Here is a 16,190-nt window from a genome sequence, read left to right as displayed (position 1 = left end):
ACATGAAACGTTCTGTACTGTTAGGTCTGTTCGTTACTGCCTCGATGCTGGCTTCCACTTCGTTCGCCGCCGACAAACCTGCTGACCTGTGCGATGCCAATATTCAAACCATCGACAATGCCAAGGGGCAACTGTCTTCGAACCCGGAGCTGACTCAGCGCGCCGAAACCAGCGTTGCCAAAGCCAAGGCGCTCAAGGCTCAAGGAAAAATCGACGATTGCATTGCGGAAACCTCGCAAACCATTGTGGAATTGCGCAAGTCCACGGGCACCAACAACTGATCCTGGCTTCGGCCAACCTTCGGGTTGGCCTTGCCGGCTGATTGGCGTACACTGCGCAGGCTTGTTGCCTCACGTGATGTACGAGGCAATGAGTTCGGGGCCGATTAGGATTCGACGCCGGTGACGAAACTTTAGGTGCATGCCGACTTGGTAACAGAAGTCGTAAATCCACTGTTGCAACTTCTTATAGTTGCCAATGACGACCAATACGGTGCTGCTCTCGCTGCTTAATTGCAGCTGACATGCACTCCTGGTGCCTTCGGGCCCAGCAATCATCAGGGGATGTCTGTAAACCCAAAATGATTGTCATATAGAACAGAATCGCCGTGCAGTACGTTGTGGACGAAGCGGCTAAAACTTACACAACTCGCCCAAAGCACCCTGCCCGTCGGGTCGCTGAGGGTTAACTCAATAGACACGGCTACGCATGTAGTACCGACAGCGGAGCACTGGCGGACGGGGGTTCAAATCCCCCCGGCTCCACCAACTCTCAACGACAAAGCCCGCCAAGTGCGGGCTTTGTCGCATCTGGAGATCGCAATACACCTGGCCCTGTTGTTCATTGACGTGAACCGGGCTTCGCTCCGCCGCCATGGCGCGTCGACGATTTCATGCAGCCGCTCACCTCCAGCGACAGTTAATCCACATCACAATCGGGCACCGCTTGACGTGCTGCGCAACAGCGCCCGTCCACCCATGCCAAGCAAAATCCCCGCGACAATCGCCGTCAACGGCACCGCGCCTGTCCAGGTCATTGTCGGAAACACCAACAATATCTGTGAGTCATTGCCGCCGAGCATCATCGACGCGCCAATACCCATCAGCATGCCCGCCAGCAAATGACGGCAGACCGGTATCCACGCCAAAGGTTGATAACGAAACGTCTGGCGATGCAGCGTGTAAACCAGCATGCCCAGCATGAGCATGCCGAACACCGCCACGCGCTGGACGGTCAGCGCGTGCTCATTCATCGTCCAGGACAGCCGCGAGACGTCATAAAAAAACACGCTGGGTGTCCACAGCGGCTCGAACGTGTAGAGCGCACTGGTCAGGGCACCGAGCAGGATGCTCGATACCACCACCCGCCGGTCGCCGTGAATCCGGATCAGCCACAACAGCACCAGCAACACGATGCCAAGGGTCAGCCAATATTGGTGGCTGCTGATCTGCGGCATGTGCAACGTTTTGTGCTCAGCCAGCATGTTCAAGTGATGCCAGAGGACGATACCCAGCACCCAGCCGACAACGGTGAACCCCTTGGCGAAATGCCCGCTGGCAAGTTTGGTCAGGGTGCCGACGCTGCAACCATCGTTGAGCACAGAGGCGAGTCCGAACAACAAACCGCCGGCCACCAGTGAACCGTAACCGACCTCAGGGATGAACAGCGGCTGGCTGAAGCCGAACAGCCCATAGGCAGGCCCCAGCAACAAACCAAACAACCCGCAGGAAATCAGCGCCACGAACAGCGTTGGTCTGCGGCGCAGCAATTGCCCGGTGGCGTTGACCAGACACATGCCCATGCGCTGGGAAACCCAGCCGATGAGAAAGGCCAGCAGCAGCGATATCAGCAGTGAAAGCACAACCCCTCCTGTTTCCGTGCTGCATGTTGCGAAATCGGGACAGTCGCTGTGGTACAGATTAGTCGTTGTGCAAAACCGGCGGATGAAGTCCCAAAGCGCTTCTACACTCACAGCGCCCACTCCGCCGAATCGAGCCGCCATGACCTCACTTCAAGACCGTCTGCAACAAGGCAAAAACGCACGCAAGAAATGCCCTCGCAGTGCTCAAGCGATCACGGGCAAGATGAAGCGCGACCCGATCCCCTTGATCAATGCGTCCAGTCGCGGGCGGGTCGAATCGCTGGTCGAGTTGCGTTACGGGCGCATGCTGGTGTCGCCGTTTACCTTCTTTCGCGGCAATGCGTTATTGCAGGCGCACGATCTGGCGAGCACGCCGAATATGGGTTTGGTCGGACCGATCTGCGGCGACTGCCACCTGATGAATTTCGGCGGATTTGCGACGCCCGAGCGAAATCTTTTATTCAGCGTCAATGATTTCGATGAAGCCCATCCCGGGCCGTGGGAATGGGACCTGAAACGGCTGGCCGCGAGTTTCGTGGTGGCGGCCCGCGACTTGCGTCATGGCGACTCGGTCGAAGAATCGGTCTGCCGGGAGATGGTCGGCGCCTACCAAGCGACCATGCTGGAATGCGCCGAGCAAGGCGCGCTGGAAAACTGGTACGAGTCGATCAGCTACAACGATCTGCTGGAGCAGGCACGCAAAAGTACCCTTGAACACGTCGAACGGGCCATCGCCAAAGCCGAGCGGCGCACCCACGCGGAACTGCTGCCGAAGATCAGCGAACGTGACAAACACGGACGTCTGATTATTCGCGATGACCTGCCGGAAATTTTCCACCTGCACAAAAACACCACCCTGCTCGACGCCGAAGATGACTGGTTGCGCCTGGCGGACTGGCGTCCGCTATTCGATACGTTCATGCGCGATTACCGAAGCACCCTGCAGGCCGACCGGCGCGAACTGCTGTCGCGATTTCACGTTCAGGATCTGGCGTTCAAAGTGGTTGGCGTCGGCAGTGTTGGTACGCGATGCCTGGTGGCCCTGCTGACGGACGATCAGGAATTTCCGCTGTTTCTGCAATTCAAGGAAGCACGGCCCTCGGTGCTGGCCGGTTACGTCAAAAGCAAATCGCGGGTGCGCCATCAGGGGCAACGCGTGGTTGAGGGCCAGCGTTTGATGCAATCGGCCAGCGACTTGTTTCTCGGCTGGACTACCGGCCCCAGTGGTCGGCACTTTTATGTGCGGCAGTTGCGCGACATGAAAATCTCCGCCGAATTGGAGAACTTTGACGCCGAGACCTTTGGTGCTTACGGCCGGGTGTGCGGCCGTGCGCTGGCTCGCGCGCACGCCAAAGCGTCAGGGCACGCTGCGCAGATCAGCGGCTACATCGGCAAGGGCGATGCGCTGGCCGATGCCTTGCTCAAATACGCCCAAAGCTACACGGCACAGAATGAACGCGACTTCGAACGCTTTCAGGACGCCTGCCGCAAGGGCCGCCTGCGGGCGCGCTCGGAAGCGGATTTCGCTGCGGATCATTTGCCCTGAACGAGCCGACGGCAACGCCGGGCAGATGAATTTTTCTTCACTGCCCCCCTTCGGCCAAACCTGTACAGTCCGCTCGCTCATTCAAGAAACTACGGTTCGCCCGCTGCTCTCCCGCGGGCTTTTTTTTTGCCCGGTGTTTGATCTCCTGCTCATCATCGCTTGCCGCTCCCCGGTGATTGCGCGAACCTGCCAGCAGACTCATCGACCCGGAGCGCCCGATGCCGCTGCTGACCCTGCCCTGCCAACGCCTGACGCTGGCCATTCTCGATCCGGATCAGGCCGCCCTGGAAAGCGCTTTCTACCAGCGCAACCAACGCCATCTCGCACCGTGGTCACCGATTCGCACACGCGATTATTTTTCTACCGAGCAGATTCGCCGACGACTCGATATTCAGGCCAGCGCCTTTGAAGCCGGGTTGGCCATGCATTTCGCGCTGTTGAGCGAGGACGGCTCGAAAATGATCGGCGCGTGCAATTTCAGCGGGATCATTCGCGGTGCGTTCCAGGCCTGTTATCTGGGTTACCACATCGATGCCGAACATCAGGGCAAGGGCTTGATGCAGGAAGCGCTGGAGGCTGGCATCGCCTACATGTTCGACAGCCAGAACCTGCACCGGATCATGGCCAATTACATACCCGGCAACGAGCGCAGTGCGCGCTTGCTGGAACGGCTGGGTTTTGAACGTGAAGGCTACGCCAAGGCCTACCTGAACATTGCCGGACGCTGGCAGGATCATGTACTGACGGCGCTGGTCAATCCGGCGTTCGAGACGCCGGACAAACGCTGGTCGCGACGACTCGCGTGAGTTTCACAATTTGTTAAGCATTGCCGTCGTATGCTCAGGCCTTCCGCCCTTTCCGGTAGCCTGAAACCCATGCCGCGTGCCGCCACTTCGCTGTTTCTGCTTGCCGCCCTGCTATTTTTCTTTGCGCTGGGCAATCATCAATTGCAAGGCTCCACCGAGGCCCGCGTCGCCGGGATCGCCATGGAGATGCATCTGGACGACGACTGGGTGACCCCGCGACTGTTCGGCGAACCGTTTCTGGAGAAACCACCGCTGAGTCTGTGGCTGGATGCCGGCGCGATGCGCGTTTTCGGCGTTTCGCCGTGGGCGGTGCGGCTGGCGTCAGCGTTCGCCGGATTGCTTAGCGTGATGCTGTTGTACGGCATGCTGCGGCGTTTCGAGCGACCGAAGATGATCGCCTGGACGGCCGGTTTACTTCTGGCGACCATGGCCAGTTACTGGAGCAACGTGCGCGGGGTCGGCGAAGATGCGTTGCTCGCACTCGGCGTGACCACAGCGCTGCTGGCGTTTTTCCAGGCGCAACGAGCCTCGACAGTGGGCAACTCGCTGCTGTTTGTCGTCGGGATTGCCATCGCCACGTTGAGCAAAGGCGTGTTGGGCCTGGCAATGCCGGGGGTGGTGATTTTCGCCTATCTGCTGGTCGACAACCTGCTGGACAGACGTCTGAAAATTGCAGACTGGCTGCGCCCGGGGCTGCTGACGGTGGTGGGTTTGATTCCGCTGATGATCTGGCTGGTGGTGCTTTTTCAGCATGGCGGTGTGCAAGCGGTCAAGGAAGTGTTGCTCACCAACAGTGTCGGTCGTTTCAGCGGCTCCTTCGTCGAGGCCGGGCACTACGAGCCGTTTTATTACTACCTGGCCAAGCTGCCCGAGGCGTTCCTGCCGTGGAACATTCTGGTGTACCTGGGGTTATGGCATTTCCGCAAACAGTTGAAGGCCAATCGTTACCTGTTGTTTTTCAGTCTGTGGATCGTTGCGCAGTTTGTGATGCTGACGCTGGCGTCCAGTAAACGCACGGTATATCTGATGTCGATGACGCCGGCCGCGGCGGTGATCGCCGCCGAGTACGCAGGTGTGCTGTTTGAAAAACTGAAGTCGTACGAATCGACCCATGGTTTTGTCGGCCGAATCGCCCGTCATCGTCAGACTCTGGCGGGCGGTGTCTTGGCGTTGGTGATCGCCAGTTACCTGGGCGCCGCACAGTGGGCATTGCCTCATGCAGACAAAAAACTTTCGTTTCTGCCACTGGCCGAACACATTCAAACGCTGCAGGAGGAAGGTCATCGTGTTGCGCTGTTTCAAGCCAACGAGCGGCTCGGCGGCGCCACGGTTTTCTACACCCAGCAAGTGCTCAAAGGGCTGGACACCGAAGCGCAACTGCGTGACTACCTCAGTGCCTCAACCTCACACGTTGTTGTCATGGCGGGGGACAACGAACCCGCCGCTCCATTGAAAGTGATCAAGACGTTGATGGTCGGGCGGCAAGCGTATTACTTCGTCGGCTACTGAGCTGGCGATCGCGCAAATGAAAAACCCGCCAATGCAGGCGGGTTTTTCAATTCACTGGAAAGGACTTACACAGAAACCTCTGGCTGTGCACCGAAGGCTCTCGCTTCACGCTTGCTCAGCACTGGCACATCCAGCCGTGCCCGCCCATAGAACGCCAGCGCCGTCAGCAAACACGCCAGCCACACAAAGATCCCGGCCCAGAACGTGTGGGACATGTAGTGCCAGCCCTGCAGAACCCGCGTCGTGCCGTAGACAAAACCGAGCAACAACGAGCCCCACAAAATGGCACTGGAAAAACGCCACTGGTAACGCCGCGCCACAAAGTACAGCGCCAGCATGGTGAAGCCACCGGAGGCATGGCCGCCCGGCCAGCAGCGACCACTGCCCGCTTCATGGAACAACTGGAAATTGCTGTACCACTCGATGTGGGCCATTTTTCCGCCGTACAGCGTGGTTTCGATCGGGCAGTAAACGCTGGTGTGCGATTTGAGGAAATGGATCACCCCCGTGCAGACCGCAAACGCGACCACCACGAAGAAAAAATCCCGCCGATGGTCAGCGGCAAAACGCAGCACTGGCGCGACTTTGCTGCGTTCCAGAAACGCGCCGAGTCGCGGCCGTTTCTGTGGATTGACCAACGGCCAGACCAGCGACAGCATCGCGCCGATCAAGGCGATTTCGGCGGTCCAGTTCGGAATGATCCGCGCCCATTTGTGCGTGAGTTTTTCGAAGAAGTGGACCTTGTCGAGCGGGAAGGATTGGCTCAGCGGATCGAACAGCAGGTTGCTGAACTGAATGTCGAGGGTGGTCATGTCGAACATCAGGAACACCAGCGCGGCGCAGGCCAGCGGGATGCCGAAATTAACTGCATAGAAACGGGATTTCATCGGGTGGTCACCGTGCGCCAATCGGAGGCTTCAATAAAGCCGAGCATTTTCGGAGCCGCCGGGCTGGCAGCGGAAACAAACAGCGAGGAGCCGTATCCGGGATTCGAGGCCGGCACGTTCAGGTCTTTCTCGATTTGCGCCATGCACTCGCTGTGGGTCACCAGAATCAGGTTGCGCCCCGGCACTTTGTGCGCGAGTGCGTCCTGCAACATGCGCCCCCTGCAGTTGACCAGCCAGTCTTCACCGGTGGCTGCGCGGTTGAACATGTAACCGGCGGTCTGCACGGTGCGCATCACCGGGCTGTTGTAGAAGTCGGCGTTGGTCAGGCCCAGTTGCTCGAACTGCGCGCCGACAGCCACCGCGACACTGCGCGAGCGGTCGGTAATGCCGTCATTGCCCGTCAGGCACGCGGCTTTGGAGTGGTCGCAGCGCTCGACGTGGCGCACCAGCACGATCATGTCGCCCTTGGCCCAGCCTGCCGCCAACGCCTGCGCGCCCGTCGCATTGCCGTGGGCCAGATCCGGCACCGCCGCCGGCGCCAGTAACCACAGGGTCAACGGGATCACCAGCAGCGAGGCCGCCAGCACCACCCAGGTGTTTCGAAAACGCGCCAGACCACTCAGATCAATCGAGCGTTTGACGCCGAACAGACTCAATCTCAATTCCACAAAAAGCCGCCGTCACTTGTCATTCGATGCGGCAAAGCTACAGACGCTCGCGTAGGCAGCCAGTGAAACCCATGTGAAAAAAGTCTTGGGATCGCTTGTTACAAATTCTGTCTGACAAAATCCTTTCAGCTCTCGGTTTTGCGGCCGATACAGACCTGCTAACACCCTTGCTGGCTCAAAAAAACAACAATCTTCCAGCCTAACCGACGATCAAGAAACCCAACGTTTCTGGAGGAATTGTGATGAATAGCTGGTTCGGCAACATCAGCGTGAACATGAAACTGGGCCTGGGCTTCGGCCTGGTGCTGGCCCTGACCTGCGTACTGGCCCTGACCGGCTGGACCAGCCTCGGCGGCCTGATTGACCGCAGCAACTGGATGAGCGATATCACCCAGCTCAACTCCGGCCTGACCAAACTGCGCGTGGTGCGCCTGCAATACATGCTGACCAACGGCGACGAAACCGCCGCGCAGAATGTGCAGACCACCCTTGAAAGTTTCGCTGCCCAGCAACAGGCGCTGATCAGCAAATTCAAGAGCCCGGAAAACCTCAAACTGCTCAAGGAGCAGGCGGCGACCATCGCCGAATACCAGACTTCGCTGAACAAGATGCGCAACGCCTATCGCACCGGCAACAGCGCCCGCGACACCATGAGCATCAACGCCGAGACCGCGTACAACCTGATCGAAGCGATCAGCAAACGCGTGCAGCAGATGGACATGAGCGAACAGCGCTTCGAACAGTTCCAGGCGATCACCACCGCCAAGGAAGCGTTCATCCTGGCGCGCTACGAAGTGCGCGGTTACACCGCCACCACCAACGCCGAAACCGAACAGAAAGCCGTCGGCCAGCTCGACGTGGCCATCGCCAGCCTCAAGCAACTGAACGTGCATTTTGCTGACACTCAGCAAGATTCCCTGCGTCAGCTGGAAACCGCGCTGACCAACTACCGCAGCGCGTTAATGGCGTATAAAAACGCCAACACCGATGCCGTGCAGGCTCGCAAGGAAATGACCGATCAGGGCGCCGCCATCGTCACCACGAGCGAGCAGCTGTACCAGATTCAGCTTGATCGTCGCGATGTGGAAAGCGCCCAGGCGCGCACCTTCCAGTTGATCAGCACTTTGCTGGCCCTGCTGGTTGGCGTGATTGCCGCAGTGATCATCACCCGTCAGATCACCCGTCCGCTGCAGGAAACCCTGGCCGTGGTCGAGCGCATCGCCAGCGGCGACCTGACCCAGAACGTCACCGTCACCCGCCGCGACGAACTCGGTGTGCTGCAACAAGGCATCGCGCGCATGGGCGTGACCCTGCGTGACCTGATCAGCGGCATCCGCGACGGCGTCACCCAGATCGCCAGCGCTGCCGAAGAACTCTCGGCCGTGACCGAACAGACCAGCGCCGGCGTGAACAGCCAGAAGGTCGAGACCGATCAGGTCGCCACCGCCATGCACGAGATGACCGCCACCGTGCAGGAAGTCGCGCGCAACGCCGAAGAAGCCTCGCAAGCCGCCGCGGCCGCCGACGGCGAAGCCCGTGAAGGCGACAAAGTGGTAAATGAAGCCATCGCGCAGATCGAACGTCTGGCTAGCGAAGTGGTGCGTTCCACCGAAGCCATGAGCGTGCTGCAACAGGAAAGCGACAAGATCGGCAGCGTCATGGACGTGATCAAAGCTGTCGCCGAGCAAACCAACCTGCTGGCGCTCAACGCCGCGATTGAAGCGGCACGCGCCGGTGAAGCCGGTCGTGGCTTTGCCGTGGTCGCCGACGAAGTCCGTGGCCTGGCCCAGCGCACACAGAAGTCCACCGAAGAAATCGAAGGCCTGGTCGCCGGTCTGCAAAACGGCACCCAGCAAGTCTCGGCGGTGATGAGCAACAGCCGCGCCCTGACCGACAGCAGCGTCGCCCTGACCCGCAAGGCCGGCGCCTCGCTGGAAAACATCACCCGCACCGTGTCGAACATCCAGTCGATGAACCAGCAGATCGCCGCCGCCGCCGAACAGCAAAGCGCCGTGGCCGAAGAGATCAGCCGCAGCATCATCAACGTACGCGACGTGTCGGAACAGACCGCAGCGGCCAGTGATGAGACCGCAGCGTCCAGCGTTGAACTGGCGCGTTTGGGTGGTCAGTTGCAGCAGATGGTCAGCCACTTCCGCGTCTGACCTTCAGTCAGCGTCATAGCGTAGATCCCATCGCGGGCAAGCCCGCTCTCACAGTTTTTTCGGTCGTTCACAGATTTTGTGTTCGACTCGAAACCTGTGGGAGCGGGCTTGCTCGCGATGGCGTCAGACCTCTCACCTCGATTTCTCGGAGAGCTCGACGTTATTTAGACGCTGCCTTTAGCGCGTCCCACGCTGGCGCAACGCCGACGGCATGAAGTACGCATCCTCCGGCACTGGCTGGGCGAAATCCACAGTCTCCGGCTCTTCGTTATCGAGGTTTTGCACGTAATAACGGCGGGCCTGCAAGTCGTGGAAGACGTCCAGTGCACTCCACGTCGTTGGCAGGTCGTAGAAGTTTTTCAGGTAGGCCATCGACACGCGCCACAACTCCCCACGGCCGTCGTACTGATCCACCAGTGCCGCGCCCCAGCTGTCTTCATCCAGAAACAAAACACGCTTGGAATAGATGTGTCGCGCGCCCGGTTTGAGGTTGCCTTCGACCACCCACACGCGGTGCAGCTCGTAGCGGGTGTATTGCGGGTTGAGATGGCCAGGGGTGAGCAGTTGCGCGTACTTCACGTCGGGGCTGCCGACTTTGTAGTTGTTATAGGGGATATAGATTTCCTGTTTGCCTTTGAGCTTCCAGTCGTAGCGATCCGGCGAGCCGTTGAACAGGTCGGTGTCGTCGGCAGTGCGCAGGCCATCGGAAGAAGCAATCGGCGTGTCATACGCAAGGTTTGGTGCGCGGCGTACGCGGCGCTGGCCGGCGTCGTAGACCCAGGCCTGGCGCGGGTCCTTGAGCTGGTCAAGCGTTTCGTGAACGAGTGCGGCACCACCGGCCAGCCGCGCCGGACTTTTCACGAAGGCGAGATAGTAGAACAGGATGTTTTTCAGGTCGGCGAATTGCCCGCCCGGACGGTAGTAATTGAACAGGCCTTCCTGCTGCGAAGTCACCAGCGCGAAGCTGCCGTTGCGTTGCACCGGGGCCTCGGAAGCGCGGCGCACGACGTAGATGCCGCGATAACGGGTGATGTGATTCCACAACACTTCGACGCCGTCCTTGGGCACTGGGAACGGCACGCCGCCATAGGCTTCAGAGAAACCACTGCCACCCTCGAGCAGCTTTGCCGAGGTCGCATTCTTCAAGGTGTTGTCGTACAGCCACTGCGGCGCCGAACCCGATCGGCGCGAAGGATAGATCGGCATCTGGAACGTCTCGGGGTAACTGTTGAACAGCGCGATCTGACCCGGGCTGAGATGAGCCTTGTATTGGTCGAGGTTGGCTTTGGTGATGGTGAACAGCGGTTTGTCCACCGCATACGGATCGGGGTGATGCTGACCGGGTTTGTAGCCGGCCGGGACATCAGTGATACCGCCGGTCCACGCGGGAATGGTGCCCGCCGCGTTGCCGGCACGCTCGGCGCCCATGGGGGTCAGAGTGGTTTTCAGTTGCTCGGCTTGTTGCGGGGTGATGGCGGCGAAGGCGCTGCTGGCGGCCAGCCCCAGCAATAACGCCAGTGATGTTTTAGTCAGTCGTGCAGTGTCAAACATGATTGATCTCCGAACTGGGAGTGAGGTCTGCAAATCACCGCAAGTCCCCTGTGGGAGCGGGCTTGCTCGCGAAAGCGATGTGTCATTGAAAGTTGAAGCGACTGACAGTCCGCATTCGTGAGCAAGCCCACTCCCACACTGGTTCCGCGTGCTGTCCTTAAAGGAAATACTTGAGGTTGAACCCGACGTTGTCGCGGTCGCGGATGCCGTTGTTCTGCCCACCGCCGTAGAACTCGGTGTACTGCAACTCGGCTTCGAGTTTGTTCTGGTAGTTGGCCTTGATCCCCAGCGTGTAAGCCTTGCGACCTTCGATGGTGTTGCCGGCCTGATAGCTGTTGCCCTCGAAATCGTCCTTGTAAACGATGTAAGGCGAGACGTTGACCCCGGCGTACACGTCGTTCCAGGTGCCGTTGAGCATCGCGGTGTAGCTGTAGGAATTGCGATTGACCTGATCGTCGCGATCACCACCCGAGACATAGGAGTAGTTACCGGTGCCGGCGTAGTAGCGGGTGCTGCCGTCGTAAGCGGTGTATTGCAGGCTGCTGCCACGCAAGTGTTCGGAGGCCAGCTCGAAGATGCCGAACAGCGAGTCGAACGAAGCCGTCGGGCCGAAGTTGTAGATCGTGCCCAACGACGTATTGAACGCCTCCACGCGCTCGGCGTTGTTGATCTCACTGTTGAGATTGACCCTCTGCCCGCCGACGTTGATCGACTGGCCGGTGACGGCTGTCGCGGCGCCGTTGGCCAGGTCGCCGATCAAGTCGTTGGTGGCCGCTACGCCGATGGGCAGGTTTGGCCGATAGGCGACTTCACCAAACACTGAGGCGTCGCCCAGCGTGGTGTTGAAACTGAAGCCGTACATGCGGATGTCCTCGGCATAGCGCCGATGCGCCTGGATGTTGCCCATCACATCCGCCGTGGCCAGACCGTTGGCTAGTGCGCCGGCCTGACTGCCCGCGACACCCGCCAAAAGGTTGGTCAGGGCGTTCATGTCGATGCCTTTGTAGCCACCAAGATCGGCGGCAATGGTCGGTTCCTTGGCGTGGTAATTGACCATGTACAAACCGAACTCGGTGCTGTTGAGCTGTTCGGCGATGTAGCGAAAGGCAAAGCCGAACTGACCGTCGTTGCGCGCGTTGTAGTCCTTGCCGATGGTCGCCACTTTGAGCGTGTTGCCGTAGGCCGGCGTCACGCCGTTGGCGTACAGGCCGGTGGTTTGCAGGGCCGGGCTCAGCAACGGGTTGTTGCCCAGCGCACTGTACAGACCGATCACGTTGCCAAATCCCGGCACTGGCGTATCAAGCGCCGTGCCGCTGAAGTTGTTGTAACCGGTGTTGCCGCCATCAGCGAACAGGTCAGTCTGCGAGTAGAACGTGCCGACCGGGTCGATGCGCGTTTCCTTCCAGTTGGTCTGGTAGAAACTCTCCAGGGTCAGCGAATCGGTCAGGCCGACGTTGAAGCTCAACGCTTCCACCGGCACCAGCACTTCCTTCACTTCGGCGCCAGGCAAGCGGTACTTGGCGGCGTCCACCGGGTTGGTGGTGTTGATCCCGCCGCGATAGAAAATCCCCTCGCCCCAGTTGAACACCTGACGGCCGACACGCGCCGTCACCGGCATCTGCGCGACGTCCCAACTGCCATGCACATAGGCATCGAGCATTTCGATGCGGCTGCCGGCGATGTCGCGGGTCTGCCCGGTGAAGTGGTCGTCCTGCGGGTAGCTCTGGCTCGGCTGCGACGGGCTGTTGTTGTCGTAGTAGTCGTTGCGCTTGTCCATCAGTTGCGTGTCGTAAAACGCGGTGCCGCGCACGAACAAGCCGTAGTTCTGATAGTTGGCCTCAAACTCGGAGGTGATCTTGTACACCTCGGAAACCAGCCCGGTGTCGAAGTTGCGATTGCCGTCGTTGGTGTTGACGTCATCGTTGCTTTTGTCGCGGCCCTGCACGCGCCACAAACGGCCGTAAGACAGGGTCGTATCGAACGAGCCGGTGACCTGTTTGTCCAGCACGCTGAACTCGGCAGCCTGCGCTCCGTCGACTGCGCAAAACTGCAGCAGGCCGGCCAGGCCGACACCGGGGAGCGCCACGCCGGACAGGCGCAATCGAGTGTTGATCATGGGTTCCTCCTTCCCTGTTTTTTATTGTTTTGGTGCTGGGTTCCGGCGGGCTACGGTGCTAACCCCGCGTTGACATAAATCCGGCTGTGCGCGCCGAAATGACCCAGCAGTTTGAGCAACTGCCGGTTGAGTGCCGGATGGTTGAAATCTTCGCGGTGCAACTGATTGCCGCCGCTGAAATCACTGGTCGCCGGCGCGGACTCAAGCCACTGCCCGATGGCCTCATCGAACGCAGCCGAGTCATCGACAGACTCGGCACTGACCACTCCACGCAGGTAGTCCACCGAGTACGGCGGGTAGGTTTTGTCTTGAGCCACATCGGCGTAAGCGTCGAGCATCGGATGCGGCTGCCCCTCGCGCAGCACGCGGCGCAACCAGGTCGATTGGTATTTCTCGACTTCCATATGCCGGGTGGCGACGCGCTCGATGGACGCCTGCTTGTCGCCCGCAAACCCCGCCAATGCCTTGCCTTCCAGCAGCAGCAAACTGGCGAGATCGACGCCGGGCAACGGCTTGGCGTGATAGGGCTGGGTCAGGTCCTGAATGTGGTGCAGGCCCCAGCCGAGAAAGCGATAGCCCCAATAGGGATGGCCGCTGGCAAACGCCAGTCGCGCCAGGCCCATGTACTGATACGCGCGCCAGTCCGGCCAACTGCGCTGGAGAAAACCGGCAGCGACATACACCACCGCGCTCTCATGAAAGAAACCCATGTGGAACGGCGCCTGCGAGCTGTACTGAAACCGCGCATCACCAAATGGCTGCGGGCCAAAGCCGTAGCGCGCAGCGACCTCGCCCGGGTTGTCGCCGAACAGATTGATGTCGTGGCCGTAATCCGGCTCATCCGCGGCGCTGGCCAAAACGGCTAACGGCGCCACTTTTTCGTACTCGGCGACAACGATGAAGCGCTGGCGATTCCACGGTGAAAGCGTTTGCCCGACCATGACCTGATCGGCCTGCAGATGCTCGCGCTCGGGCAGGTCTTTGCCTGGCAGCGGCTGGATCACCATCGCCAGATGAATCTCGGGATTGATGCGCAATGCCGTGAGGAAATCGTGGCGCAGATTGTCACTCGGCGTGGCGGGCATTTTCAGACTGTCGGGACGTGGCGGGTAGTGCGCGAAGTGCTCGCGGGCGAAGGCTTCCTGCTCTTCCAGCAGCGCGACGATGGCGGGATATTGCTGGCTGAGAAACTGCTCCAGCGCTTCGACCTCGACGGCCGGGGCATCGCGCAACGCCGGCAGATCCTGCAACGCCAGATAGCTGCCCACCGTATGGTTCGACCAGCCCCAGGCAGTCGGGGCCGTTGCACAAAACAGCAACAGGAGGAATGTCAGCTTCATTGCTTGATTCTTATAGGAAGTGCCGTGGGGGATGAGCCTACCAACCACCCCCGGCGCTGACACTGTCCGATCTCACCAGAAAAGTTCTCCAATGGCGCCAACCCTCCATCCGAAAGACACCACTTTCCCCTGTGGGAGCGGAGCCTGCGTAGTGTTGTGTTACGCGGGATAGCCGGTGATTTTGCGGATGCTCTGGTACAGCGGTTTGAGTTGGCGATACATGCGCAAATAAACGTCGCGGTACAGTTGTTCGTAGATCTTTTGCGCTTCGGGTTGCGGGTTGAACACCGCACCGACCCGGGTCATCGCGGCGATGGCCGTGGGGAAATCCGCATACAACCCCAGCCCCACCGCGCAGCAAATCGCCGCGCCCAGACCCGACGCCTCATACACGTGCGGACGCTCCGCCGGCAGGCCGAAAATATTCGCCGTGAGCTGCATCGCCGCATCACTTTGCGAACCGCCACCGGCCACGCGCAAACGCTTGATCGACACCTTCGAGCGCTTCTCGATGTTTTCCATGCCCTGACGCAACGCATACGCCAGCCCCTCCAGAATCGCCCGGTAAATATGCGCGCGCGTGTGCACGTCACCGAAGCCGATCATCGCGCCTTTGGCCTCCACGCCCGGTTCGCGAATGCCCGGTGACCAGTACGGTTGCAGCATCAATCCCATTGAGCCGGGTGGCACTGCGTTGACCAGCGCATCGAACAGTTGCTCCGGCTCGATGCCCTGCTCTTTCGCCTGCTGCATCTCGCGCAAACCGAATTCGTTCTTGAACCAGCTGACCATCCAGTAGCCGCGATAAATCATCACTTCGCAGTTGTACTGATCCGGCACCGCCGACGGATACGGCGGGATCAGCGGGACGATTTCCAGATAGCGCGAGCGGGTGCTGGTGATCGTTGCCGTGGTGCCGTAGGACAGGCACACCGTGTCGGCATCGACCACGCCGGATCCGACCACTTCGCAGGCCTTGTCCGCGCCCGCCGCAATCAGCGGCAATCCCTCGGGAATGCCGGTGTGGCGGCTGGCTTCAGCGCTGATGTGGCCGAGGGTTTCACCGGGTTTGTGCAACGTCGGCAACTGCTCGGGGCGTACCGCCAGCGCCTGCCATTTCCAGTCCTTGGGTGCGGCCCATTTCAGGCGTTTGAAATCGAACGGCAAGTAGCCGACGCAGCAGCCCACAGAGTCGACAAAACGCCCGCACAAGCGATGGGTGAGAAACCCCGACAGGAGTAAAAACTTGTCGGTCGCCACCCACAATTCAGGCTGATGCCTGGCAATCCAGTTGGCCTCGGCCTGGGCACGAAAATAATCCACGGTGGCTTGCGCCCCGACCAGTTTGAACAGCCAGCCCCACGGCCCTTTGATCCCGCCTTCAACATCACTCTGGCGTTGATCGAGCCAGAGAATCGCCGGGCGCAGCGCTTTGCCCTCGGCATCGACATTGATCACCGTGCCGCGCTGGGTGGTCAGGGAAACACCGGCGATCTGCGACCGATCAATGCCGGTTTGCGCCCAGACCTGCTGGCAGGCCTCGCCCAGTTTCGCCCAGTAATATTCCGGATCCTGCTCGGCCCAACCCGGTTGCGTCGAGTAATAGGCCTGCAATTCGACCTTGCCTTTGCCGAGCAGATTGCCCTGCAAATCAAAGAGCAGCGCGCGCACGCTTTGGGTGCCGTTATCGATGGCCAGCAGGTAACGCTTGTTCGGGTGGTTATCCATGGAGCTCTCTTCAAGG

General features: G+C 60.0%; 12 protein-coding genes, 1 other RNA gene and 1 pseudogene. 7 read left to right on the top strand and 7 right to left on the bottom strand.

Annotation, left to right across the window (positions count from 1 at the left end; translation table 11 throughout):
• The first annotated feature begins 2 nt into the window (after positions 1-2).
• Positions 3-281, top strand: a complete 279-nt coding sequence (locus F2P67_RS11495) for a hypothetical protein (RefSeq protein WP_166220406.1) — start codon at positions 3-5, stop codon at positions 279-281.
• Between the two features lie 96 nt (positions 282-377).
• Positions 378-767: a transfer-messenger RNA gene (gene ssrA / locus F2P67_RS11490) on the top strand.
• A gap of 161 nt (positions 768-928) precedes the next feature.
• Here the strand turns inward: ssrA and F2P67_RS11485 are convergent.
• Positions 929-1,861 carry a YeeE/YedE thiosulfate transporter family protein gene (locus F2P67_RS11485; protein ID WP_166220404.1) on the bottom strand — a complete coding sequence of 311 codons (933 nt, stop codon included), beginning with the start codon at positions 1,859-1,861 and terminating at the stop codon, positions 929-931.
• A gap of 139 nt (positions 1,862-2,000) precedes the next feature.
• Between F2P67_RS11485 and F2P67_RS11480 the strand changes: the two genes are divergently transcribed.
• The 3 genes from F2P67_RS11480 (at position 2,001) to F2P67_RS11470 (ending at position 5,722) form a co-directional block, all read left to right on the top strand.
• Entirely contained in the window at positions 2,001-3,407 is a 1,407-nt protein-coding gene (locus tag F2P67_RS11480) for a DUF2252 domain-containing protein (RefSeq protein WP_166220402.1), read from the top strand.
• Between the two features lie 218 nt (positions 3,408-3,625).
• Entirely contained in the window at positions 3,626-4,213 is a 588-nt protein-coding gene (gene rimJ / locus F2P67_RS11475; RefSeq protein WP_166220399.1) for a ribosomal protein S5-alanine N-acetyltransferase, read from the top strand.
• Positions 4,214-4,243: 30 nt separating this feature from the next.
• A complete protein-coding gene (locus tag F2P67_RS11470) occupies positions 4,244-5,722 on the top strand; it encodes an ArnT family glycosyltransferase (RefSeq protein WP_166220397.1) in 1,479 nt (492 codons plus the stop codon).
• Between the two features lie 65 nt (positions 5,723-5,787).
• Here the strand turns inward: F2P67_RS11470 and F2P67_RS11465 are convergent, their stop codons facing one another.
• Both F2P67_RS11465 and pmrG read right to left on the bottom strand, forming a co-directional pair.
• Positions 5,788-6,609, bottom strand: coding sequence for a phosphatase PAP2 family protein (locus F2P67_RS11465; protein WP_166220395.1), 822 nt, complete (start codon positions 6,607-6,609; stop codon positions 5,788-5,790).
• Positions 6,606-7,277, bottom strand: coding sequence for a lipopolysaccharide core heptose(II)-phosphate phosphatase PmrG (gene pmrG / locus F2P67_RS11460; protein WP_166220393.1), 672 nt, complete (start codon positions 7,275-7,277; stop codon positions 6,606-6,608). Before pmrG ends, F2P67_RS11465 begins: the two co-directional genes overlap by 4 nt.
• A gap of 242 nt (positions 7,278-7,519) precedes the next feature.
• Between pmrG and F2P67_RS28095 the strand changes: the two are divergent.
• Positions 7,520-8,581 (top strand): annotated as a pseudogene (locus F2P67_RS28095) (methyl-accepting chemotaxis protein); the annotation flags it as partial.
• Positions 8,576-9,439, top strand: coding sequence for a methyl-accepting chemotaxis protein (locus F2P67_RS28090; protein WP_371748303.1), 864 nt, complete (start codon positions 8,576-8,578; stop codon positions 9,437-9,439). The pseudogene F2P67_RS28095 and the gene F2P67_RS28090, both read left to right, overlap by 6 nt.
• Positions 9,440-9,616: 177 nt before the next feature.
• Here F2P67_RS28090 and F2P67_RS11450 read toward each other — a convergent pair whose 3' ends face one another.
• From F2P67_RS11450 to F2P67_RS11435, 4 genes are all read right to left on the bottom strand, one after another.
• Entirely contained in the window at positions 9,617-10,990 is a 1,374-nt protein-coding gene (locus F2P67_RS11450; RefSeq protein ID WP_166220389.1) for a DUF1329 domain-containing protein, read from the bottom strand.
• A gap of 157 nt (positions 10,991-11,147) precedes the next feature.
• Entirely contained in the window at positions 11,148-13,106 is a 1,959-nt protein-coding gene (locus tag F2P67_RS11445; protein WP_166220387.1) for a DUF1302 domain-containing protein, read from the bottom strand.
• A gap of 50 nt (positions 13,107-13,156) precedes the next feature.
• A complete protein-coding gene (locus F2P67_RS11440) occupies positions 13,157-14,446 on the bottom strand; it encodes a phospholipase C/P1 nuclease family protein (RefSeq protein WP_166220385.1) in 1,290 nt (429 codons plus the stop codon).
• Between the two features lie 159 nt (positions 14,447-14,605).
• Positions 14,606-16,174: an FGGY-family carbohydrate kinase gene (locus tag F2P67_RS11435; RefSeq protein WP_166220383.1), complete on the bottom strand. Its 1,569-nt coding sequence runs from the start codon at positions 16,172-16,174 to the stop codon at positions 14,606-14,608.
• Positions 16,175-16,190: the final 16 nt, after the last annotated feature.

The sequence above is a fragment of the Pseudomonas atagonensis genome (genome assembly GCF_011369485.1).
Taxonomy (GTDB): domain Bacteria; phylum Pseudomonadota; class Gammaproteobacteria; order Pseudomonadales; family Pseudomonadaceae; genus Aquipseudomonas; species Aquipseudomonas atagonensis.
Note: the sequence above shows the minus strand (reverse complement) of the source record. Positions and strands in the feature narration are given on the sequence as shown.

What these genes read in the sequence shown, in the direction of transcription:
- F2P67_RS11450 (WP_166220389.1), bottom strand. Translation starts at nt 10,990, where the DNA reads ATGTTTGACACTGCACGACTGACTAAAACATCACTGGCGTTATTGCTG.
- F2P67_RS11480 (WP_166220402.1), top strand. Translation starts at nt 2,001, where the DNA reads ATGACCTCACTTCAAGACCGTCTGCAACAAGGCAAAAACGCACGCAAG.
- F2P67_RS11440 (WP_166220385.1), bottom strand. Translation starts at nt 14,446, where the DNA reads ATGAAGCTGACATTCCTCCTGTTGCTGTTTTGTGCAACGGCCCCGACT.
- F2P67_RS11465 (WP_166220395.1), bottom strand. Translation starts at nt 6,609, where the DNA reads ATGAAATCCCGTTTCTATGCAGTTAATTTCGGCATCCCGCTGGCCTGC.
- F2P67_RS11470 (WP_166220397.1), top strand. Translation starts at nt 4,244, where the DNA reads ATGCTCAGGCCTTCCGCCCTTTCCGGTAGCCTGAAACCCATGCCGCGT.
- rimJ (WP_166220399.1), top strand. Translation starts at nt 3,626, where the DNA reads ATGCCGCTGCTGACCCTGCCCTGCCAACGCCTGACGCTGGCCATTCTC.
- F2P67_RS11445 (WP_166220387.1), bottom strand. Translation starts at nt 13,106, where the DNA reads ATGATCAACACTCGATTGCGCCTGTCCGGCGTGGCGCTCCCCGGTGTC.
- F2P67_RS28090 (WP_371748303.1), top strand. Translation starts at nt 8,576, where the DNA reads ATGGGCGTGACCCTGCGTGACCTGATCAGCGGCATCCGCGACGGCGTC.
- F2P67_RS11495 (WP_166220406.1), top strand. Translation starts at nt 3, where the DNA reads ATGAAACGTTCTGTACTGTTAGGTCTGTTCGTTACTGCCTCGATGCTG.
- F2P67_RS11435 (WP_166220383.1), bottom strand. Translation starts at nt 16,174, where the DNA reads ATGGATAACCACCCGAACAAGCGTTACCTGCTGGCCATCGATAACGGC.